This window comes from Bacillus spizizenii TU-B-10 (genome assembly GCF_000227465.1).
Lineage (GTDB): Bacteria > Bacillota > Bacilli > Bacillales > Bacillaceae > Bacillus > Bacillus spizizenii.
Genome location: NC_016047.1, coordinates 3,088,598 through 3,110,731, shown reverse-complemented (window position 1 = coordinate 3,110,731; position 22,134 = coordinate 3,088,598). Strand labels below are relative to the sequence as shown.

Genomic DNA, 22,134 nt, shown 5'->3' with positions numbered 1-22,134 from the left:
TGCAAGGTTTTTTTATTTTTTATAAATCCTGACATGCCTTAGAATCATTCTATATTCTATAAACAGGCAACAAAAATCTCCATATATTTCGTTTTTCTTCGGAAAATGAAGTTAATTGTCAATAAGTATAAGCGCTTTCATGAAAGGGCTTTTTTTTATTTCTTCGAATAAATACTATAAATGAAAACTATGATGTCAGAAAGGATGATTACATGGCCGCTGCCAGCCCTACAGCACATGATGTTTATCTTTTTCACGAAGGCAGTCTGTTTAAAAGCTATCAGCTGTTTGGCTCGCATTATCGCGAGCTGAATGGCCAAAGAGGATATGAATTCTGTGTGTGGGCGCCTCATGCGTCAGAAGTACGAGTGGCTGGGGATTTTAACAGCTGGTCAGGAGAACAGCATGTGATGCACAGAGCGAACGATGGTGGCATTTGGACGTTGTTTATTCCAGATTTAGGAGAAAAGGAAAGATATAAGTATGAAATCGTGACGAAAAGCGGCGAGATCAGGCTGAAGGCAGATCCATATGCTATTTATTCAGAAATCAGGCCCAATACAGCGTCACTTACTTACGATTTTGCAGGATATAACTGGAAAGATCAAAAATGGCAAAAGAAACAGAAGGCTAATACGCTGTATGAGAAACCTGTTTTTATTTATGAACTTCATCTCGGTTCCTGGAAGAAACATTCTGATGGCAGGCATTACTCTTATAAAGAATTAAGCCAGTCGCTTATTCCTTATATCAAAGAGCATGGGTTTACCCATATCGAACTGCTTCCGGTGCATGAGCACCCTTATGATCGTTCCTGGGGATACCAAGGAACGGGTTATTACAGCCCGACAAGCAGGTTTGGCACGCCGCATGATTTGATGAAGTTTGTGGATGAATGCCATCAAGAAAACATCGGAGTCATTCTGGATTGGGTCCCCGGACATTTTTGTAAAGACGCACATGGTCTTTATATGTTTGATGGAGAGCCACTTTATGAATATCAAGAAGAACGTGATCGGGAGAACTGGCTATGGGGCACGGCAAACTTTGACCTGGGAAAACCGGAAGTTCATAGTTTTTTAATTTCTAATGCGTTGTACTGGGCGGAACTCTATCATATAGATGGATTTAGGGTTGATGCAGTGGCTAATCTCCTGTATTGGCCAAATCAGGATGAACGCCATACGAATCCATATGCTGTTGAATTTTTAAAAAAACTCAATCAAACCATGAGAGAGGCATATCCTCATGTCATGATGATTGCGGAAGACTCTACGGAATGGCCTCAAGTGACAGGTGCTGTTGAGGAAGGAGGGCTTGGTTTTCATTTTAAATGGAATATGGGCTGGATGAATGACGTACTGAAATACATGGAGACGCCGCCAGAAGAAAGGCGGTATTGTCATCAGCTTATTTCGTTTTCATTACTGTATGCGTTTAGTGAACATTTTGTATTGCCGTTTTCTCATGATGAAGTCGTATACGGAAAAAAATCCCTTCTTAATAAAATGCCTGGCGACTATTGGCAGAAATTTGCCCAGTATCGGCTTTTGCTCGGCTATATGACGGCTCATCCCGGAAAGAAATTGATCTTTATGGGATCAGAATTTGCCCAATTTGATGAATGGAAAGATACAGAACAGCTTGATTGGTTTTTGGACTCCTTCCCCATGCATCAGAAAGCCAGCGTTTTTACGCAAGATCTTCTCCGCTTTTATCAAAAAAGCAAAATCCTTTATGAACATGACCATCGTGCACAATCGTTTGAATGGATTGATGTCCATAATGACGAACAATCAATCTTTTCTTTTATTCGTTATGGCAAAAGGCACGGTGAGGCGCTTGTCATCATTTGTAATTTTACACCCGCGGTCTATCATCAATATGATGTTGGGGTTCCTTTTCTTACTCAATACATCGAAGTGCTGAACAGCGACAGTGAAGCATATGGAGGCTCAGGACAAATCAACAAAAAGCCGTTAGCGGCCAAAAAGGGAGCTCTTCATCATAAACCATGTTATATCACGATGACCATCCCCCCTTACGGCATTTCGATTTTACGGGCGGTTAAAAAAAGAGGAGAGATAAAAAGATGAAAAAACAATGTGTAGCCATGCTCCTTGCCGGCGGGAAGGGCAGCCGTCTCAGCGGATTGACAAAAAATATGGCGAAACCGGCTGTATCTTTCGGGGGAAAATACAGGATTATTGATTTTACCCTCAGCAACTGTTCCAATTCAGGCATAGACACAGTCGGGATTTTAACACAATATCAGCCGCTTGAGCTGAATTCCTATATTGGAATCGGCAGTGCATGGGACCTTGACAGATATAATGGCGGCGTGACGGTATTACCCCCTTATGCCGAGTCATCAGAAGTCAAATGGTATAAAGGGACGGCAAGCGCTATTTATGAAAACCTTAATTATTTGAATCAGTATGATCCTGAGTATGTGCTGATATTATCAGGAGATCACATATACAAAATGGACTACGGTAAAATGCTTGATTTTCATATTGAAAAGAAAGCGGATGTAACAATCTCTGTCATCGAGGTGGGCTGGGAGGAAGCAAGCCGGTTCGGTATCATGAAGACCGATGCAGATGGGACGATTACACATTTTGATGAAAAGCCCAAATTCCCTAAGAGCAATCTTGCCTCAATGGGAATTTATATATTCAATTGGCCGCTTTTGAAACAGTATCTTGAGATGGACGACCGGAATCCTTATTCAAGCCACGACTTTGGCAAAGACATTATTCCTCTGCTTTTGGAGGAGAAAAAAAATCTTTCCGCTTATCCGTTCAAAGGATATTGGAAGGATGTCGGTACTGTTCAGAGCTTGTGGGAAGCCAATATGGATCTGTTAAAAGAGGACTCGGAGCTCAAGCTGTTTGAACGGAAATGGAAAATTTACTCTGTCAATCCGAATCAGCCTCCGCAATTTATTTCATCTGACGCACAGGTTCATGATTCGCTTGTGAACGAAGGCTGTGTTGTGTATGGTAATGTGTCTCATTCCGTTCTTTTTCAAGGTGTTACTGTCGGTAAGCATGCGACTGTCAAATCATCGGTCATTATGCCGGATGTGACGATCGGCGAGCATGTAGTGATTGAAAATGCCATCGTTCCTAAGGGCCTGGTGCTGCCGGATGGCGCAGTGATTCGATCCGAAAAAGACATTCAGGAGGCGCTGCTCGTTTCAGAGGAATTTGTAGAAAAAGAATTGATCTAATACTGAAGAGGGGGCTGAGTCAGTGTTCAATAATCAAATGTTAGGTGTTATAGATGAAACCACATATAAGCATTCTCTTCAGGATTTAACGGCACAGCGGTCGCTGGGAGCAATCCCTTTCGCCGGCAGGTACCGTCTGATCGATTTTATGCTTTCCAACATGGTGAATGCGGATATTAGGAGTGTCGCGATTTTTCCGAAGTATCGCTATCGTTCGCTTATGGATCATCTTGGAGCAGGTAAGGAATGGGATTTGCATCGAAAAAAGGATGGCCTCTTTTTTTTCCCGTCGCCCCACCTTCACCAAGAATACGATGAGTTCGGTTCCTTTCGGCAGTTTTCCGACCATCTTGATTATTTTCACAGAAGCACACAGCAGTATGCTGTCATCTCCAACAGCCATACTGTATGCAACATTCAATTTCAATATGTGCTGAAACGCCATCAGGAGGTTGGCTGCGACGTCACCGAGGTATTTCAGGATGGCCAGTCGCTGCAAATCTATATCATGTCTACAGCGCTTTTAAAGGATTTGATCTACGGACATAGTGAAAAAGGCTATAAAACCATTCAGGAGGCTGTTGAAAAAGAATCCTCCTCCTTGACCATTTGCCCTTATGAATATTCAGGTTATGCCGCTGTCATTGATTCGGTGGAAAAGTATTATACCCACAGTATGGAGCTCATTCAGCCTCGTTTTTGGCAGCAGGTGTTTTTGCCGCAGCAGCCGATCTATACAAAAGTGAAGGATGAGCCGCCGACGAAATACGGAAAACACAGCACTGTTAAAAATTCCTTAGTCGCAAACGGATGTGTGCTTGAAGGAGAGGTTGAAAACTGCATTTTGTTCAGGGCGGTTCATGTCGGAAAGGGGACGAAGCTGAAAAACTGCATTATTATGCAAAAAACGCAGATTGGCGAGAATTGCCAGATTGAGCAGGTCATTTCTGATAAGGACGTTAAAATCGGCAATGCGACTGAGGCTGCGGGAACAGCTGAGCAGCCGCTTGTATTAAGAAAAGGTTTGGTACAAGGAGAGCTGATGAATTCTTGAAGGTATTATTTGCTGTATCTGAATGTACCCCGTTTGTTAAATCAGGAGGTCTTGCCGATGTAGCTGGTGCTCTGCCAAAGGCACTTGCGCGATTAGGCAATGAAGTAGCTGTAATGCTTCCGAAGTACAGCCAAATACCTGAGCGATGGAAAAAGCGCATGGAAAAAACGGCTGAGTGTACGGTAGCCGTCGGCTGGCGTCAGCAATATTGCGGAATTGAACATATTGCTGAAGATGATGTGAATTATTATTTCATCGACAATAAATATTATTTTAACAGGGATTCGTTGTATGGGCATTATGATGACGGTGAACGGTTTGCCTTTTTTTCAAGAGCTGTGCTGGAGGCCGCCGAAGCTGTGAATATTCAAGCCGATATTGTTCATACTCACGACTGGCATACAGCGATGGTCAATTATTTGCTGAAAGAGGAATACAGAAAACATCCTTTTTATAAGCAGATGAGAAGCGTGCTCACAATCCACAATCTACAGTTTCAAGGCATATTTCCGCCTGATGTCACACATGACTTGCTAGGGCTTGAGATGGATCATTTTCATTATGAAAGGTTAGAATGCAACGGATTTGTTAATTTTATGAAGGCAGGCATCATTGCGGCTGATCATGTGACAACTGTGAGCCCCACTTACAGAAATGAAATATTGACGCCTTATTATGGTGAACAGCTTGAGCAGGTTTTGCAATATAGGGAAAATGATATAACCGGCATATTAAATGGCATTGATGATACTTTCTATCAGCCGAAATGCGATCCCTATATAGAGGCGCATTACGATTCGGAGCATCTTGCATGCAAGGAAGTAAATAAAACGAAGCTTCAGCGGCGGATGGGGCTTCCAGAGCGAAATGATATTCCGCTGATCAGTATGGTGACAAGGCTCACTAAACAAAAGGGACTTGATCTTGTCCGCAGAATTATGCACGAACTTCTTGAAGAGCAAGACATACAGCTAATTGTGCTGGGTACAGGGGAACGTGAATTTGAAGATTATTTCCGGTATGCAGAATTTGCTTTTCATGAGAAGTGCCGAGCGTATATTGGGTTTGATGAGCCGCTTGCCCATCAAATTTATGCGGGCTCCGATATGTTTTTAATGCCGTCGAAATTTGAGCCGTGCGGCTTGGGTCAGCTTATTGCTCTCCAATATGGCGCCATTCCGATTGTCAGGGAGACGGGCGGTCTTTACGACACTGTCCGTTCCTATCAGGAGGAAGAGGGAACCGGCAATGGCTTTACGTTTTCCGCTTTCAATGCGCATGATCTGAAATTTACGATCGAGAGGGCGCTGTCGTTTTATCGCCAAAAGGATGTATGGAAGAGCATCATGAAGACCGCAATGAATGCAGATTACAGCTGGGAGCAGTCAGCAAAAGAGTATCAGCGCATTTTCGAGCATGTGACAAGGAGTGGACGGGATGTTCTCGAGTAAAGAACGCTTTGCAGCCTTATTTTTAAAGCGTCTGGAAATGACGTGCGGAAAAAGCTTCAAAGACTCTGCCAAGCTGGATCAATATAAAACGTTGGGCAATATGGTCAGAGAATATATCAGCGCTGATTGGATCCAGACGAATGAAAAAAGCAGGTCCAATTCCGGGAAGCAGACATATTATTTGTCAATCGAATTTCTGCTCGGTCAGCTCCTTGAACAAAATTTAATGAATCTTGGCGTTCGTGATGTTGTAGAAGCAGGCTTAAAGGAAATCGGCATCAATTTAGAGGAGATCCTTCAAATGGAAAGCGATGCAGGTCTCGGCAACGGCGGGCTTGGGCGCTTGGCAGCTTGCTTTTTAGATTCTCTGGCTTCATTGAATTTGCCGGGGCACGGGATGGGCATTCGTTATAAGCATGGCTTGTTTGAGCAAAAAATTGTAAACGGGCATCAGGTGGAGCTGCCTGAGCAATGGCTGAAAAACGGGAATGTATGGGAAGTAAGAAATGCCGATCAGGCAGTTGACGTGCCGTTTTGGGGCGAGGTGCATATGACAGAAAAGAACGGACGTCTGCATTTTCGCCACGAGCAAGCTACAATTGTTACAGCCGTTCCTTATGACATCCCAATCATCGGCTATGAAACGGGTACCGTCAATACGTTAAGGCTTTGGAACGCTGAGCCTTATGCGCATTATCATGGCGGCAATATTTTGTCTTATAAGCGGGAAACCGAAGCAGTTTCTGAATTTTTATATCCTGATGACACTCATGACGAGGGGAAAATTTTACGGCTGAAGCAGCAGTATTTTTTAGTATGCGCAAGCTTAAAAAGCATTGTGAACAATTACCGAAAAACAAATAAATCTTTATCCGGCTTGCATAAAAAAGTAAGCATTCATATTAATGATACCCATCCTGCACTGGCAGTGCCTGAGCTGATGCGGATTTTGCTCGATGAAGAGAACATGAGCTGGGAAGAGGCCTGGCATATTACCGTACATACGATTTCTTATACAAATCATACGACATTGTCAGAAGCGCTTGAGAAATGGCCGATTCATTTGTTTAAGCCGCTGCTCCCGCGAATGTACATGATTATTGAAGAGATCAATGAAAGGTTTTGCCGGGCGGTGTGGGAAAAGTATCCCGGAGACTGGAAAAGGATAGAGGACATGGCGATTACGGCGCATGGTGTTGTCAAAATGGCTCATCTGGCTATAGTGGGCAGCTACAGTGTAAACGGCGTTGCCAAAATTCATTCCGATATTTTAAAGGAAAGGGAGATGCGCGATTTTCATTTGCTGTTTCCGAATCGTTTTAACAATAAGACGAATGGAATTGCCCACAGGCGCTGGCTGCTGAAAGCGAATCCCGGCTTGTCTGCTATCATCACGGAGGCGATCGGCAATGAATGGGTGAAACAGCCGGAATCACTGATTCGCTTAGAACCGTACGCCTCTGATCCTGCTTTTATCGAACAGTTTCAAAACAACAAAAGCAGGAAAAAACAAGAGCTCACTGATTTGATTTTTTGCACGGCCGGGGTAGTTGTGAACCCTGACAGCATATTTGATGTTCAGGTGAAACGTCTTCATGCATACAAACGGCAGCTGCTGAATGTTCTTCATATTATGTATTTGTATAATCGGCTCAAAGAGGACTCGGGCTTTTCTATCTACCCGCAAACCTTTATTTTTGGGGCAAAGGCTTCACCAAGTTATTATTATGCCAAGAAAATCATTAAGCTGATCCATTCTGTCGCGGAAAAGGTCAACTATGATCCGGCAGTCAAACAACTGCTCAAGATTGTTTTTTTGGAAAATTACAGAGTTTCTATGGCTGAGCGGATTTTTCCAGCGTCAGATGTAAGTGAACAAATTTCAACCGCAAGCAAGGAAGCGTCTGGTACAGGAAATATGAAGTTCATGATGAACGGCGCTTTGACGATTGGCACACATGACGGCGCAAATATTGAGATACTTGAGCGGGTGGGGCCTGATTGTATTTACACATTCGGTTTAAAGGCGGATGAAGTTCTATCGTATCAGGAAAACGGCGGCTATAGATCGAGGGAATATTATCAGCATGACCGCAGAATCAGACAGGTAGCGGATCAGCTGATCAACGGTTTTTTTGAAGGGGAAGCAGATGAATTTGAATCGATCTATGACTCGCTGCTTCCGCATAATGATGAGTATTTTGTGCTGAAGGATTTCAGCTCATATGCAGATGCGCAGGGGCGTATTCAAGCTGATTATCTCGATCGGAGGAAATGGTCTGAGCGTTCGATTGTGAATATTGCCCATTCTGGATATTTCTCAAGCGACCGCACGATCCGGGAATATGCGAAAAACATTTGGGGAATCCAGCCGATGATGTGAAAAGCCGCTGTATAAGCGGCTTTTTTGTTCACAGATTCATGGAATAGATTGTAAAGGATAAGAATGTCGCAAATGCACTCCATAAAAAATAAGGCAAAAGAAGATAGCTTGCGGTCCTGCTGTATTTTTTCGCTATGATCATTAAAACGATTGCAGTGATGGCGACAAGCAGGCTGTCAATCGATGCAGCCAGCAGATTCTTTTGGGTAAATTGAAAATAGCTGAATGCCTGATTGAGCACATAATTAATCAAAAGCGTAAGCCAAAAGCTTTTCGCATCTTTAAATGAAAACGCGGCATACACAATGGCAGCTGAAAGGGAGATCAGGGCAAATAGGATGGCCCAAATGATGCCGATCGCAGATCCGGGTGGCGTCCAGTCCGGTTTTTTCAGTGAATTGTACCATTCTTGGTCAATTGGAAACAGGTAGTCTGCGGCTGAAAACAGCGCATATGTAATCACAAAAACCGCTATGGCACCGACCATCTTCTTCATGTTTGTAACCCCCGTATGTATTAATGTTACATTTATTCTTACCCTTATCTTATAAAGATCATCCCCCCGATATACGGGGGAGATGATGTCTTAAATCAGCTGCTTTAATGCGTTTGCTTTAATGCGTTCATATTCAAAAGCTGACTCTAATTCTTCCTTCGGTAAAGCAGACTTGCGGACGTATTTTTCGCGAATGACATCGTAAAGCTCATAAGGAAACAGCATATCAATAAACATTACTTGTTTTTGTTCGTCAGTTAATGGGGCACTGGATTCATATGCGTTCAGCATCACATGAAATGTTTCTTCATCCCAAACGCCCGTCGTATCTAAAAGCGGAATAATCATTTTGCGCAAATCTCGAATAGGAAGATCAAATGATACGGTATCTAGGTCGATGACCCAAATCTGTTCGTTTTCCCCCAAGAGGGTATTTCCGGTTCCATAATCCTGGTGGCAAAGATTAGGGCTTTTTTTCAGCTGTTCAGTCCATGGCACATAGGACGACTGCAAAAGCCGGTCTTTGATGCGCAGTCCGTCTTCAATAAAGCTGTCTATCTCTTGAAGATAAAGCTGTGAGAAAGGATCTTCTTTTTCCATCTGCGCCATCAGCTTCCACGTTTCCATCTGTTTGCATCGTTTCGTATAGTGATTCGGCCAGCGCCCTAATTTCGTAAATACGGGAACGCCATTAGGCGGCTGATATCCGACGGAAGCTGTATGGAAATCAGCAAGGCCTTTCATGATAAACTCCAAATCCTGCTTTACAGTCAGCTCAAACGGCCTTCCTTCGATCCAGTCATATACGACAAATAGAAAGGAGCCGTGCTTGGAATATAGGCTGCCTTTTTTATTTGGGATTATGCCGGGAACGTTCATTCCTTTTTTTGCTAAATAATCCTGTGCGAAAATGGAAAACAAGGCTTTCTTTTCGGGCCTGTGTATTCGTTTCAGACAAACCGCACCGGAGCCTGTGTGAACCTTCCACACAAGCGCCATCTGGTTTCCTTGAATGACGTCTATTTTTTCAGTCTGCACATCCCATCCTTGAAGCACATTTTCAGCCAGCTCGGTTAATTTTCTTTCATCTTCTGCTGATAAAGGAAGCTCTGATGAATTCCCCTCCTCAATGACTTCTTGGTTTTCTGCCATTAAAGGACACATCCTTACCTGTTTTACTCCTACCTTATGAATCGAAAGAAAAAAATGATTGAGATATTTGACTATATTTGATAGAAGAATCTGGTTGTTTACCCGTTTTGTTTTTGGGGCAGTCCCATTCCGCACAAGTTGGTTGTTCAGCCGTATCATGATTCTAACTAGTTAAAAATCATGCAGGAATGGAGGCTATGTATGAAAATAGCACTGATCGCCACAGAGAAGCTTCCTGTCCCCTCGGTTCGAGGAGGCGCCATTCAAATCTACCTCGAAGCAGTTGCCCCTTTGATTGCCAAAAAACATGAGGTGACTGTATTTTCTATTAAAGATCCAAATCTCGCTGATCGAGAGACAGCAGACGGAGTCCATTATGTGCATTTGGATGAAGACCGTTATGAAGATGCTGTTGGAGAAGAGCTGAAAAAGAGCCGTTTTGATCTTGTGCATGTCTGTAATCGCCCAAGCTGGGTGTCGAAACTGAAGAAACAGGCGCCAGATGCAGTTTTTATTTTAAGCGTTCACAATGAAATGTTCGCTTACGATAAGATCAGCCAGGCAGAAGGTGAGATATGCATCGATTCTGTAGCGCAGATTGTTACGGTCAGCGATTATATTGGCCAGACGATCACAAGCCGTTTTCCGTCAGCACGATCAAAAACAAAAACGGTGTATTCCGGTGTGGATTTGAAAGCGTACCACCCACGCTGGACAAAAGAAGGGCAGCGGGCTCGCGAAGATATGCGAAGCGAGCTGGAACTTCACGGTAAAAAAATTGTCCTTTTTGTTGGCCGGCTCAGCAAAGTAAAAGGCCCGCACATTTTATTGCAGGCGTTGCCGGACATAATCGAGGAGCATCCTGATGTCATGATGGTGTTTATCGGGTCAAAATGGTTCGGAGATAATGAATTAAATAACTATGTCAAACATCTTCATACCCTCGGTGCGATGCAAAAGGATCATGTCACATTTATTCAATTTGTGAAGCCAAAGGACATTCCTCGCCTTTATACCATGTCAGATGTATTTGTATGCTCTTCGCAGTGGCAGGAGCCTTTAGCGAGGGTGCATTATGAAGCGATGGCTGCGGGACTGCCTATTATTACAAGCAATCGGGGAGGCAATCCAGAGGTCATAGAGGAAGGGAAAAACGGCTACATCATTCATGACTTTGAAAATCCTAAACAATATGCTGGATATATCAATGATTTGCTCAGCAGCTCTGAAAAACGGGAACGGCTTGGGAAATACAGCCGTCGTGAGGCAGAAAGCCAATTCGGCTGGCAGAGGGTGGCGGAAAATCTGCTCAGCGTGTATGAGAAGAACAGATAGAAGGGGTGAACAGAGTGTACCAAAAAGAGCATGAAGAACAGATTGTGTCCGATATTCTCAGCTATTATCCGTTCCATGTCGAACATGTGGCGTTGAAATCAAACAAAAGCGGGCGCAAAATCTGGGAAATACAAACTGATCAAGGCCTAAAGCTATTAAAAGAAGCGCAGATGAAACCGGAGCGAATGCTTTTTATCACTCAGGCACATGCCCATTTACAAGAGAAAGGGCTGCCGGTAGCGCCGATACATCAAACAAAAAATGGCGGGAGCTGCTTAGGTACTGATCGGGTCTCCTACAGTTTATATGACAAAGTGACAGGAAAAGAAATGATTTACTATGATGCAGAGCAGATGAAAAAAGTCATGTCATTTGCCGGCCATTTTCATCATGCGTCAAAAGGATATGTTTGCAGAGATGAAAGCAAGAAAAGAAGCAGGCTCGGCAAATGGCATAAATTATACCGGTGGAAGCTGCAGGAATTAGAAGGGAATATGCAGATCGCGGCATCTTATCCTGATGACTTATTTTCGCAAACTTTCTTAAAACACGCTGATAAAATGCTGGCAAGAGGAAAAGAAGCTCTGCAAGCGCTTGATGAGTCAGAGTATGAAAATTGGACAAAAGAAACGCTTGAACATGGAGGATTCTGTTTTCAGGATTTTACATTGGCGCGTTTGACTGAGATCGACGGGGAGCCTTTTTTAAAAGAGCTTCACTCGATTACCTACGATTTGCCATCAAGAGATCTGCGCATTCTGCTGAATAAAGTTATGGTTAAGCTTTCTGTATGGGATACCGATTTCATGGTTGCACTGCTTGCAGCCTATGATGCAGTGTATCCGCTCACAGAAAAACAGTACGAGGTGCTATGGATTGATCTCGCGTTTCCGCATTTGTTCTGTGCAATCGGCCATAAATATTATTTGAAGCAAAAGAAAACATGGTCAGATGAGAAGTACAACTGGGCGCTGCAAAATATGATTTCTGTTGAAGAATCTAAAGATGCGTTTTTGGATAAAATGCCGGAACTGTATAAAAAAATAAAAGCGTATCGGGAGGCGAATTGACATGAGGTCATCGAGACAAAAAGCCTCCATTTCTAAACTCGATCTCGACCAATTCGTATTTACACCGCCTGGATCGATGGGGTGGCAGGCTCATGACACAAGCTCAGCTGAGAAGGAAGAAGAGGAGAAACACTTGGCTGTGGGCAGCATTCGAGAGCTCCCTAACATCAATGCACCGAAAGAATTTCAAGAAGAAACGAAGGAAAAGGAAACAGATCACAAAGTTATGGATGACGAAGAAACGAAATTCGAAACCATTCGAGAGCCTGAGGAGGAGCATGATTCCAAACGTTCAGAGCCGCCAATTGAAGAGGAGGATGAAGAACCAGAATTAGTGGAGGAAGCTAGAGTGGAAATTATCGTTCTTCCGAGTGAATCCGCACCAGCTCCATGGTTTTCTCAAACTGTAAAGCGCAAGGCATAAAATCACATTTATGCCTTTTTTTATGTTCTATGCAGCAAAAAAACAGCCCGTATTGCAACACGAGCTGTAGGTTTTATGATTTTGCTTTCACAAAAAGCTGATTGATAGATGATAAATCAAGATTCTGCGATAGAAGAGGCGGCGGAAATTGTTTGTTTTCCGGTGTCAGAACGGATTGGTAAACAGCATTGAGCCTTTTGGCAGCATGGGTAAAGGTAAACGAAGATTCTACATTGTGCCGGCCGTTTTTTGTGATTTTGTTCATTAATTCTTGGTCTGTAAAGGCTCTGTCAATTGCTTTCGCAAATGAAGAAGGTTTGTTGTAGCTGTCGATGACAAGACCGTTGACTTCGTGTTTTACAACTTCTCCGTTTCCGCCCCGGTTTGTGGTAATTAAGGGCGTTCCGGCCGCCATTGCTTCATAATTCACACGGGCGAGGGGTTCATTCCACTGAGAGCTGCACACAAATACATCTGCCATCAGAAAGAGGTTTGGAATGTCGTCTGCGGGGATGAATTTCGTGAAGATCACATGGTCCCTGTATGGCAGCGCCAGCTTGCGCAGATAGGTTACATATTGGTTTTCACCGTCATCGCTGAACCACTTCCCGCCTGCTATGACGAGCACAGTGTCGGGATGCTGCTGCAAAATCCGTTTCATGCTGTGAATGAGAAGGTGAGGCCCTTTTGTGGGGCTTAAACGGCCGGCAAATAAAATGACTTTCTTATCCCCAATGCCATATTTTTTTCGGTATGTTTCTCTGATAGCCGAACCTTTCATCGTCCAGACAGGCGGATAAGAGCGGATGTCAACACCGGAGTATACGACTTGTGTGATGTCCTCTGCTTCAGGGAACCGTTCAATGACGGTTTGTTTAATAAATTCGCTGACGGTTGTGATCATGGAGACATTGTCGAGTACTTCTTTTCCTTGCGCGAAGGTCATCTTTTTTTCAGAAAACATTTCGTTATGCAGGCTCAGAACAATCTTGCTGTTTGGTGAGGCTTTTTTATATAGAGAGACATTTAAAGGCCTATTGAACACATGAATAAGGTCAAAGGAAGAGGCTCGCAGCTCCTCGGCTACCGCCTCGCGGTAATGCTCTTTTGGCAGATGGATATACTGTACGCCGTCTTTTGTTTCTCTTTTTGGAAGTGATGGATCTTCTATTGAAAAAATGGTCAGATCGTACCGGCTGCTGAAATAGGGCGTGACACCGTCAATCATCATTTGAATTGCGCCGCCGCGTACCGCGGGCGCCGGCAGCTTTTCTGTACAGATAAAAGCAAGCTTCATTTTCATTCCCCCTGATACAGCGACGATAAATATGCGAATTCGTTGGCCAAACCATCCTTTAAGGATGTCGCGGGATCGTAATGTAAGAGCTGTTTTGCTTTTGAAATATCCGCCCACGTTTTGCTTGGTTCCCCTGCTATTTTGTCCGAAAAGTGCAGTGTTGCTTTTTTACCGGAAATGTCTTCAATGAGGGAGACAACCTTTAAGACTGAGGCACGCTCTGCGCCGCCGATATTCACCGTTTCACCAATAAGATGGGGTTTCCCAAGAACAGCGTAGATGGCTTTGACACAGTCGCCGATATAGGTAAAATCTCTTGACTGCTGCCCGTTACCGAAGATGGTGAGTGGCTTTTGCTGAAGGTGCTGTTTGATGAGCCGGTGAAAAGCCATGTCCGGCCGCTGTCTCGGTCCGTATACGGTAAAGAAACGGAGAATCACAATCGGAATGCCAAAGCTTTGTTGATACACATGGCAAAGCTTTTCTCCCGTAAGCTTTGTTACGCCGTACGGAGATAATGGGGAAAGCGCCGCGTTTTCACTGACTTTCCCTTGTTTTTCGCCATAGACGGAAGAGGTGGAAGCAAAGACGAACGTTTGAAGCGGATGTTCCCGGCAGGCCTCAAGGAGCCTTTGGAGCGCTTGTATATTATGTGCGGCATATGGATGAAAATGATCGCCCCAGCTTGAACGGACACCCGGTATGGCCGCCAAATGAAAGATGATATCCACTCCCTCCAGTAAGGGAGAAAGATCTGCAGTCAGCAGATTTTCCTTTATGAACGTAAATCGTTTTTCTGGCAGCAGGGCTTCAAGATTTTTGAATTTTAAGGAAAATGAAGTGGGTCCTATAAAGTCGTCGATTCCGATAACTTCATGTGTCTTATCCTTCAGCAATTCTTCGCAGAGGTGGGAGCCGATAAATCCCGCTGCTCCTGTGACGAGTATTTTCATGGGCGGCCAACTCCTGTGCAGATTAGTCCGAAGTCCTCGAGCAGTTCTTTTTTCAGTGTGTTGCGCCCGTCGATCACAAGTCGCCCTTTCATGATGCTTGCAGTCTTTTTCCAATCTAATGCTAAAAATTCAGGCCATTCTGTTGCCAAAAATAAAAAATCACTCTCTGCTATCGCATCAAAAGCTTGAGATTGCTGAGTCACATGTTTCCGCAAATGTTCTGGAAGAACAGCCTCAGGATCATATGCATCAACATGGCATCCCAGCTCTGTCAGCCTTTCTATCAACCTGACGGCTTGAGAATTCCTGGTGTCATCGGTATGCGGTTTGAAGGAAATGCCGAGTACAGCAGCTTTTTTGCCGTGAAGTGTATCAAAGAATGACTTTATTTTTTGGATATACAGGCCGAGCTGGGTATCATTGATGTGCTGCACGGCTTGTAGCAGGTAGGTCTCCGTGTTTTTTTCCTGGGCAGCAAATTGCAGCGCCTGCAGATCCTTTGGAAAACAAGAGCCGCCGTATCCGATGCCGGCCTGCAAAAAGTGTCCACCGATTCTCGGGTCTAGTCCGATGGCACGGGAAATATCTGAGATATCTGATTGATAGGTTTCACATATGCGGGCCATTTCGTTAATGAACGAAATTTTGGCTGCTAAGAAGAAGTTATTGGCATACTTAATCAGCTCTGCTCCTGCTAAGCTTGTAATGATATAAGGGGTGTCAATGTGTTTATAAATGGATTTGACGATTGCTGCTGATACGTGATCTCCTTCCTGAACACCGATGACCGTTTTATCAGGATGCAGCATGTCATACAAGGCGTTGCCTTCCCGCAGGAACTCCGGATTGGATACGATGTTAAATAAGTTTTCAGACACTCCGGAGGCAATCAGCTGTTTTGCTATGTTTTCATTTGTCCCGGGCGGAACAGTGCTTTTCGTAATAATGGTTTTATACGATCGGATTGCCTCGCTCAAATCGCTGATGACGGACTGCAGTGCTTTCGTATCTGCTGATCCGTCCGAACGCGGAGGGGTTCCGACTGCGATAAAAATGACGGGACATTCCTCCATGCTCGATTTCACTTCAGAAGAAAACGAGAGATTGCCGCAATGATTTAGTGCATCTGAAAGCCCAGGCTCGTAAAAGGGAATGTCTCCATTTTTCAGCTGTTCGATTTTTTTGAGGTCTTTGTCTGTGCATATCATGTCATGCCCGAAGGATGCCAGTGCCGCTGATAGGGTCAAACCGACATATCCGGCGCCAACCACACAAATTTTCATCACCTGAGCTCCTTTACAAGATTACTGGTCATATATCAATATCCTATTAAAAAAGGGCTGGTTCGTGATTCCGCTTTCTGCCCAGTTTCTTTCGCCTAATTTCAGATGTACAAACATCGGGGTGCGCTCTTGGAATATCATGTAATAAACATGAGCTGAGGGGAAAATAACATGATAAAAAAAGCGATCATTCCTGCCGGGGGATACGGAACGAGGAATCTTCCGGTGACGAAGGTGATTCCAAAAGAAATGTTTCCGGTAGGATCTAAGCCTGTGATTCATTATATTGTTGAAGAGCTGAAGGAGTCAGGCATTGAAGATATTTTGATGGTTGTATCGAGCCATAAAAATCTGATTGTCGACTATTTTGATTCCTCTTTGGCGCTTGAAGCTTTTCTGGCCTCCCGGCATAAACTGCATTTACTCAGTGAACATCCGATTCCGGATATACGGATTCATTATGTGCGGCAGCCTTATGCAAAAGGTCTTGGCGACGCGATTTCTTTTGGAAAGCAATTTTCAGGCGGAGAGCCTTTTGCCGTCGTTTTGCCTGATGATCTGATCTTTTCCGCTAAACAGCCGGCTTTGGGGCAGCTGATTGAAGCGTACACGAAATATCAGTGCAGTGTGATCGGCTTAAAAGAAACGAAAACGGAAGAATTGCACCATTACGGTGTGATAAAAGGGAAGCCTGTAGAAAAAGGGCTTTATCGCATTCAGGATATTGTGGAAAAGCCTAAACAAAACCCGCCTTCTCATTTTGCCGCAGCAGGACGTTATATTTTTACACCGGGCATTTTTGAGAAGCTGGAGACATTAGAAGCTGATGCCGGAGGAGAAGTGCAGCTAACGGATGCGATTAAAGCTTCACTTAGGGCATGCGATGTTTACGGGAAATTGCTGGAGGGCGATCGGTATGACATCGGCCTGCAAAAGGATTATCTGAAGCTGATCACCGATATGCTGAAAACGGAAAAGAACCCCCAATAACCGGGGGTTCAATCAGCGTGGAGATCGCCGAATGTTGTCATGATTCCCTCTTCATCGAGTTCTTCCTCATAACGCTCATGAGCTCTGCTTTGATAAACTGTAATTTCTTTGCCTGTGATATCTGTAGCGATGAAATTTTCGTACGATTCCGTATTACCGATGTTTTCTTCGGCATTCATCGTCATATCATCATAGCTGAGCGGAGGGTTTTCCATATCCTGCGGTGTTTGCGAGTTTCCGTATTTTTCGACGTCCTGGTAAGAATCTTCACTGTCATAAGGCGCTCTGATTTCTTCATCGTCGTCAAATTCAAATTGCCCGAAAGGTGTTTCTTCTTCGATCGGACGGTCTTTGGAAACGACATCCTGTGACGAATACTCTGCGAGCGTTGTGGCAGTCGGAAGCGCTTCAAGACGTTCGTAAGGGATTTCCTTTCCGCTGACTTCACAAATACCGTACGTACCGTTTTCTATCGCCTTCAATGAATGCTCAATGTCCCGGAGATGCTCTCTCTCATGCAAGTCGAGAGCGATGTCTTTTTCACGCTCGTAAAGCTCTGTCGCCTGATCGCCGGGATGGTTGTCGTAAGCTGAAAGCTCACCCCATGAATCATAAGGAAAGGCAGAGTTAAGCTGGAAATGGTCATTGTCTTTGAAACGGTTTAAGATATCTTCTTTTGTTTGTTCCAGTTCATGTTTCAAGTGTTGAAGCTGGTCTTTTGTAAGCAATGTGATCCCCTCGTTTCTCTGTGGTGCATACCTTTAGTATGAACAGATCGCCTGAGAACTTTCATAAATGACGAGTGGAGGAATATAGGAGATTTTCCTTATATGGTAAGCGGATACAACCTTTGCTATCAGTGGAGAAAGAAATTTAAGGTTTGTTTCTTTTTCATTTCTGAAATTAGGTTTATAATAGGTAAGGCAGGCCATTTGGACTGCATGATCTGTGTGTTTGACACAAAGGAGACACAGGTGTATGGTATTAAAAGCATTTTAAGGATTATGGAGGAATGTCTCATGGTGACAACGGTGCAGCGTACGTTCCGAAAGGAAGTTCTACATGCATTACATAAAGCCAAAGAAGTCAACCATGCTGTCTTAATAAGCTATTCGAGACAAATCGAGTCTCTTGACCCTCTATCATTTTTCAATTACGGAGCAAAAAAATATACAGGCAATCGATTTTTTTGGTCAGATCCTGAAAGTGAATTGACAATAGTCGGTCTTGGCAAAGAAGCGGTTTTCCAAACAAATCAGAAAAACAGCGAGCGGTATCGCGAGGTTGTTGAACAATGGGAGCGCTTTAAAAAGACGGCTTTTCATATTTATGAAGAAGAAATGCTGCAGCATTCTGCAGTGGGACCTGTGTTATTCGGAGGATTTTCTTTTGACCCTTGCGAAGAAAGAGGTACACAATGGGACCATTTCTCGGAAGGGGATTTCTTTGTGCCTGCGCTTATGCTGACGATGACTGCCGAAGGCCCGTTTCTAACAGTCAACAGATGGGTAAGCGGAGAGGAAGACGCAGAGACAGTTTTGGAAGGCTTAAAGTCTTTTGCAGCCGAATGTAAGGTTCCTGATTTAAACCAAGTAGATCAGGCTGTGATTGCAGCATCTCAAGAGCTGGATAAGGACGATTGGCTGAAAGCAATCGAAACGGCAACAAGCCAAATTAAAGAAAAACAATATGATAAGGTGGTTCTTGCCCGAGAGCTGCTGCTCACGTTTGAAGGTCCGGTCCAAATTGAACCGGTGCTTAAAACGCTTCTGAACGATCAGCAGACAAGCTATGTTTTTGCAATCGAACAGGAAGGAAAAACCTTTGTCGGCGCGTCTCCAGAGAGACTGATCAAAAGAGACGGCAGCACTGTCATGTCTTCTTGTCTGGCAGGCTCCATTAAACGCGGCGCGAACGAAGAAGAAGATCGCCGGATAGGCCTTGAATTATTAAACGATGAGAAAAATCTGCTGGAGCATGATATTGTTGTAGGCATGATTCATAACGCTTTTGCATCAAGCTGTTCGGAGGTTGAAAAGCCTGACGGACCTGTATTGTACAAAACGAAAAGCGTTCAGCACTTATTTACGCCGATTGTCGGGCAGCTTCGTGAGTCTGCTTCACTTTTTGATTTAATTGAGAAACTGCATCCTACGCCGGCGCTTGGGGGAGCACCTCAGAAAAAAGCTGTTGAAGTGATCAGAGAGATCGAACCGATGTCCCGCGGCTGGTATGCGGCCCCTATCGGCTGGATTGACAGCCAGGATAACGGGGAATTCGCAGTGGCCATTCGTTCAGGACTGATCGAAGGCAGCACAGCAAGGCTGTTTGCCGGGTGCGGCATTGTGGAAGACTCGGACCCGCAATCTGAATATGAAGAAACACAGATTAAATTGAAGCCGATGATCTCTGCATTAGGAGGTGAGAGGCGGTGACAGCCAACCCAATTACGCATTACATCGGAAGTTTTATTGATGAATTCGCCCTTTCCGGGATTACGGATGCCGTCGTTTGTCCGGGCTCAAGATCCACACCGCTGGCTATTCTTGCAGCCGCGCATCCCGATATCAGCATCCATGTCCAAATTGATGAAAGATCTGCCGGTTTTTTTGCTTTAGGGCTGGCAAAAGCGAAGCAGCGTCCCGTGCTTTTGATCTGTACATCAGGAACAGCCGCGGCCAACTTTTATCCGGCTGTGATTGAAGCCCATTATTCAAGAGTGCCAATTATTGTGTTAACTGCTGATCGGCCTCATGAGCTGCGCGAGGTAGGCGCACCGCAGGCTATTAATCAGCACTTCTTATTCGGTAACTTTGTTAAGTTTTTCACAGACTCTGCTCTTCCAGAAGAGTCTCCGCAAATGCTGAGATATATTCGAACGCTGGCCGGCCGCGCCGCCGGGGAAGCACAAAAGCGCCCAATGGGACCTGTGCATGTGAATGTGCCGCTGCGTGAACCGCTGATGCCGGATCTTTCGGATGAGCCGTTTGGAAGAATGAGAACAGGCCGTCACGTGTCTGTGAAAACGGGTACGCAGTCTGTTGACCGCGAATCTCTGTCTGATGTGGCTGCAATGCTGGCAGAGGCTGAAAAAGGAATGATCGTCTGCGGAGAGCTCCACAGTGATACGGAAAAGGAACACATTATTGCACTGTCAAAAGCGCTTCAGTATCCGATTTTAGCGGACCCGCTGTCTAATCTGAGGAACGGCGCTCATGATAAAAGCACTGTCATTGATGCGTATGATTCATTTTTAAAAGATGATGAGCTGAAGGCAAAATTGCGTCCTGATGTCGTCATCCGTTTTGGGCCGATGCCTGTCTCAAAACCGGTTTTCTTATGGCTCAAGGATGATCCGGCAATTCAGCAAATTGTGATTGACGAAGATGGAGGGTGGAGAGACCCGACACAGGCAAGCGCGCATATGATTCACTGCAACGCATCTGCTTTTGCTGAAGCAATCATAATGGAACATGCTGATATGACCAAGTCATCAGAATGGCTGAATAAGTGGCAGTTTGTCAATGAACGGTTCCGTGCGCATTTGCAAACAATCAGCAGTGAAGAGGTTTCGTTTGAAGGCAATCTCTATCGAATTCTTCAGCATCTTGTGCCTGAAAACAGCTCGCTGTTTGTCGGTAACAGTATGCCGATCAGGGATGTTGATACGTTTTTTGAAAAACAGGAACGTGCTTTCCGGATTTATTCAAACCGGGGCGCAAATGGGATAGACGGTGTCGTCTCCTCTGCGATGGGGGTATGTGAAGGGACAAAAGCGCCTGTTACACTCGTGATTGGAGATTTATCTTTTTATCACGATTTAAACGGACTGCTGGCGGCCAAAAAGCTTGGCATTCCTCTTACTGTGATTCTCGTGAATAATGACGGCGGCGGGATTTTCTCCTTTTTGCCGCAGGCTTCTGAAAAGACACACTTTGAAGATTTGTTCGGCACGCCGACAGGGCTCGATTTCAAGCATGCGGCTGCACTATACGGCGGAACGTATTCATGTCCTGCCTCGTGGGATGAATTCAAAACAGCTTACGCGCCGCAGGCAGACAAGCCCGGACTCCATTTGATAGAAATCAAAACGGATCGCCAATCGAGAGTTCAGCTCCATCGCGATATGCTGAATGAGGCTGTGCGGGAAGTGAAAGAACAATGGCAACTGTAAACATAACTGTTTCAGACGGTGTCCGATATGCTGTGACAGACGAGCGGCCGAATGCTTCCGAAGCCGTCGTCTGTCTGCACGGGTTTACCGGCAGCAAACAATCATGGACTTTCCTTGATGAGATGCTGCCTGATTCCCGTTTGGTCTTAATTGATTGTCTAGGGCATGGTGAAACCGATGCCCCGCCGAATGGGAGAAGATACAGCACGAACCGGCAAGTTTCTGACCTTGCCGAGATTTTTGATCAATTAAAACTTCACAAAGTGAAATTGATTGGGTATTCTATGGGAGGAAGGCTTGCTTATTCTTTTGCGGTGGCATATCCCGAACGGGTATCGGCACTGGTGCTTGAAAGCACAACGCCGGGGCTCAAAACGCTTGAGGAACGGCGGGACCGGATCATGCGGGACCGGAAGCTTGCCGATTTTATTTTGCGTGACGGGATCAAAGCATTTGTAGAGTATTGGGAGAACATTCCTTTGTTTTCATCCCAGCAGCGGCTGGCTGAAGATATTCGGCACAGGATACGGTCCGGCCGTCTGCGAAACAATAAGATTGGGCTTGCAAATAGTTTAACGGGCATGGGCACCGGTTCACAGCCTTCCTTGTGGAGCCGTGTACAAGAAATAGCCGTGCCTGTGCTTCTAATCTGCGGGGAGTGGGACAAAAAGTTTTGCGCCATCAATCAAGAGGTGCATAAGAAGCTTCCATCTAGTAGAATAGAGATTGTTCCAAAAGCCGGCCATACGGTGCATGTGGAACAGCCGCGTTTTTTTGGTAAAATAGTGAGTGAGTTTTTGACAAGCTTATAACTGCACATAGAAAAATAGAGGAGGT

18 protein-coding genes are annotated in these 22,134 nt (G+C 44.8%); 12 read left to right on the top strand and 6 right to left on the bottom strand.

From position 1 onward, the window contains the following. Window positions 1-212: 212 nt before the first annotated feature. The 5 genes from glgB to glgP are packed head-to-tail and all read left to right on the top strand — an operon-like array spanning window position 213 to window position 8,123. Window positions 213-2,096, top strand: a complete 1,884-nt coding sequence (glgB, locus tag GYO_RS37525) for a 1,4-alpha-glucan branching enzyme (RefSeq protein ID WP_014114912.1) — start codon at window positions 213-215, stop codon at window positions 2,094-2,096. Continuing rightward, window positions 2,093-3,235 carry a glucose-1-phosphate adenylyltransferase gene (locus GYO_RS37520; RefSeq protein WP_014114911.1) on the top strand — a complete coding sequence of 381 codons (1,143 nt, stop codon included), beginning with the start codon at window positions 2,093-2,095 and terminating at the stop codon, window positions 3,233-3,235. Before glgB ends, GYO_RS37520 begins: the two co-directional genes overlap by 4 nt. 22 nt (window positions 3,236-3,257) lie before the next feature. Further along, window positions 3,258-4,289 carry a glucose-1-phosphate adenylyltransferase subunit GlgD gene (gene glgD, locus GYO_RS37515; protein ID WP_014114910.1) on the top strand — a complete coding sequence of 344 codons (1,032 nt, stop codon included), beginning with the start codon at window positions 3,258-3,260 and terminating at the stop codon, window positions 4,287-4,289. Then, a complete protein-coding gene (gene glgA, locus GYO_RS37510; RefSeq protein ID WP_014114909.1) occupies window positions 4,286-5,740 on the top strand; it encodes a glycogen synthase GlgA in 1,455 nt (484 codons plus the stop codon). The genes glgD and glgA overlap by 4 nt, the downstream gene beginning before the upstream one ends. After that, window positions 5,727-8,123 (top strand): glycogen phosphorylase GlgP, encoded by a 2,397-nt coding sequence (glgP, locus tag GYO_RS37505; RefSeq protein ID WP_014114908.1) that lies wholly within the window; start codon window positions 5,727-5,729, stop codon window positions 8,121-8,123. The genes glgA and glgP overlap by 14 nt, the downstream gene beginning before the upstream one ends. A 28-nt stretch (window positions 8,124-8,151) precedes the next feature. Here glgP and GYO_RS37500 read toward each other — a convergent pair whose 3' ends face one another. Then, a complete protein-coding gene (locus GYO_RS37500; RefSeq protein ID WP_014114907.1) occupies window positions 8,152-8,619 on the bottom strand; it encodes a TspO/MBR family protein in 468 nt (155 codons plus the stop codon). Window positions 8,620-8,709: 90 nt separating this feature from the next. Continuing rightward, window positions 8,710-9,783, bottom strand: a complete 1,074-nt coding sequence (cotI, locus tag GYO_RS37495) for a spore coat kinase CotI (protein WP_072181955.1) — start codon at window positions 9,781-9,783, stop codon at window positions 8,710-8,712. A gap of 189 nt (window positions 9,784-9,972) precedes the next feature. On the opposite strand from cotI, the gene cotSA reads away from it, so the two are divergent. From cotSA to GYO_RS37480, 3 genes are read left to right on the top strand one after another with little or no spacing between them, the layout of a single operon-like run. Then, window positions 9,973-11,106, top strand: coding sequence for a spore coat protein CotSA (gene cotSA / locus GYO_RS37490; protein WP_014114905.1), 1,134 nt, complete (start codon window positions 9,973-9,975; stop codon window positions 11,104-11,106). A gap of 14 nt (window positions 11,107-11,120) precedes the next feature. Beyond that, the gene (gene cotS, locus GYO_RS37485) at window positions 11,121-12,176 is read left to right on the top strand and encodes a spore coat putative kinase CotS (RefSeq protein WP_014114904.1); all 1,056 of its coding nucleotides are present in this window, start codon (window positions 11,121-11,123) and stop codon (window positions 12,174-12,176) included. 1 nt (window position 12,177) lies between these two features. Beyond that, complete coding sequence (locus tag GYO_RS37480; protein ID WP_014114903.1) at window positions 12,178-12,600, top strand: hypothetical protein; 423 nt, start codon at window positions 12,178-12,180, stop codon at window positions 12,598-12,600. A 73-nt stretch (window positions 12,601-12,673) separates the two neighbouring features. Here the strand turns inward: GYO_RS37480 and GYO_RS37475 are convergent, their stop codons facing one another. Genes GYO_RS37475 through GYO_RS37465 form a run of 3 tightly spaced genes read right to left on the bottom strand, consistent with a single transcriptional unit; the run spans window position 12,674 to window position 16,133 of the window. Continuing rightward, complete coding sequence (locus GYO_RS37475; RefSeq protein WP_014114902.1) at window positions 12,674-13,897, bottom strand: glycosyltransferase family 4 protein; 1,224 nt, start codon at window positions 13,895-13,897, stop codon at window positions 12,674-12,676. Between the two features lie 2 nt (window positions 13,898-13,899). Next, the gene (locus GYO_RS37470; protein ID WP_014114901.1) at window positions 13,900-14,850 is read right to left on the bottom strand and encodes an NAD-dependent epimerase/dehydratase family protein; all 951 of its coding nucleotides are present in this window, start codon (window positions 14,848-14,850) and stop codon (window positions 13,900-13,902) included. After that, complete coding sequence (locus tag GYO_RS37465) at window positions 14,847-16,133, bottom strand: UDP-glucose dehydrogenase family protein (RefSeq protein ID WP_014114900.1); 1,287 nt, start codon at window positions 16,131-16,133, stop codon at window positions 14,847-14,849. Before GYO_RS37465 ends, GYO_RS37470 begins: the two co-directional genes overlap by 4 nt. A gap of 171 nt (window positions 16,134-16,304) precedes the next feature. On the opposite strand from GYO_RS37465, the gene GYO_RS37460 reads away from it, so the two are divergent. Continuing rightward, window positions 16,305-17,123: a UTP--glucose-1-phosphate uridylyltransferase gene (locus GYO_RS37460; RefSeq protein WP_014114899.1), complete on the top strand. Its 819-nt coding sequence runs from the start codon at window positions 16,305-16,307 to the stop codon at window positions 17,121-17,123. 8 nt (window positions 17,124-17,131) lie between these two features. Here GYO_RS37460 and GYO_RS37455 read toward each other — a convergent pair whose 3' ends face one another. Beyond that, complete coding sequence (locus GYO_RS37455) at window positions 17,132-17,851, bottom strand: yteA family sporulation protein (protein ID WP_014114898.1); 720 nt, start codon at window positions 17,849-17,851, stop codon at window positions 17,132-17,134. Window positions 17,852-18,142: 291 nt separating this feature from the next. Here GYO_RS37455 and GYO_RS37450 point away from each other — a divergent pair, with 291 nt between their 5' ends. The 3 genes from GYO_RS37450 to menH are packed head-to-tail and all read left to right on the top strand — an operon-like array spanning window position 18,143 to window position 22,109. Next, entirely contained in the window at window positions 18,143-19,558 is a 1,416-nt protein-coding gene (locus GYO_RS37450) for an isochorismate synthase (protein WP_014114896.1), read from the top strand. Beyond that, on the top strand, window positions 19,555-21,297 hold the full coding sequence (menD, locus tag GYO_RS37445; protein ID WP_014114895.1) for a 2-succinyl-5-enolpyruvyl-6-hydroxy-3-cyclohexene-1-carboxylic-acid synthase: 1,743 nt from the start codon (window positions 19,555-19,557) through the stop codon (window positions 21,295-21,297). The genes GYO_RS37450 and menD overlap by 4 nt, the downstream gene beginning before the upstream one ends. Next, window positions 21,285-22,109: a 2-succinyl-6-hydroxy-2,4-cyclohexadiene-1-carboxylate synthase gene (menH, locus tag GYO_RS37440; RefSeq protein WP_014114894.1), complete on the top strand. Its 825-nt coding sequence runs from the start codon at window positions 21,285-21,287 to the stop codon at window positions 22,107-22,109. Before menD ends, menH begins: the two co-directional genes overlap by 13 nt. Window positions 22,110-22,134 lie beyond the last annotated feature (25 nt).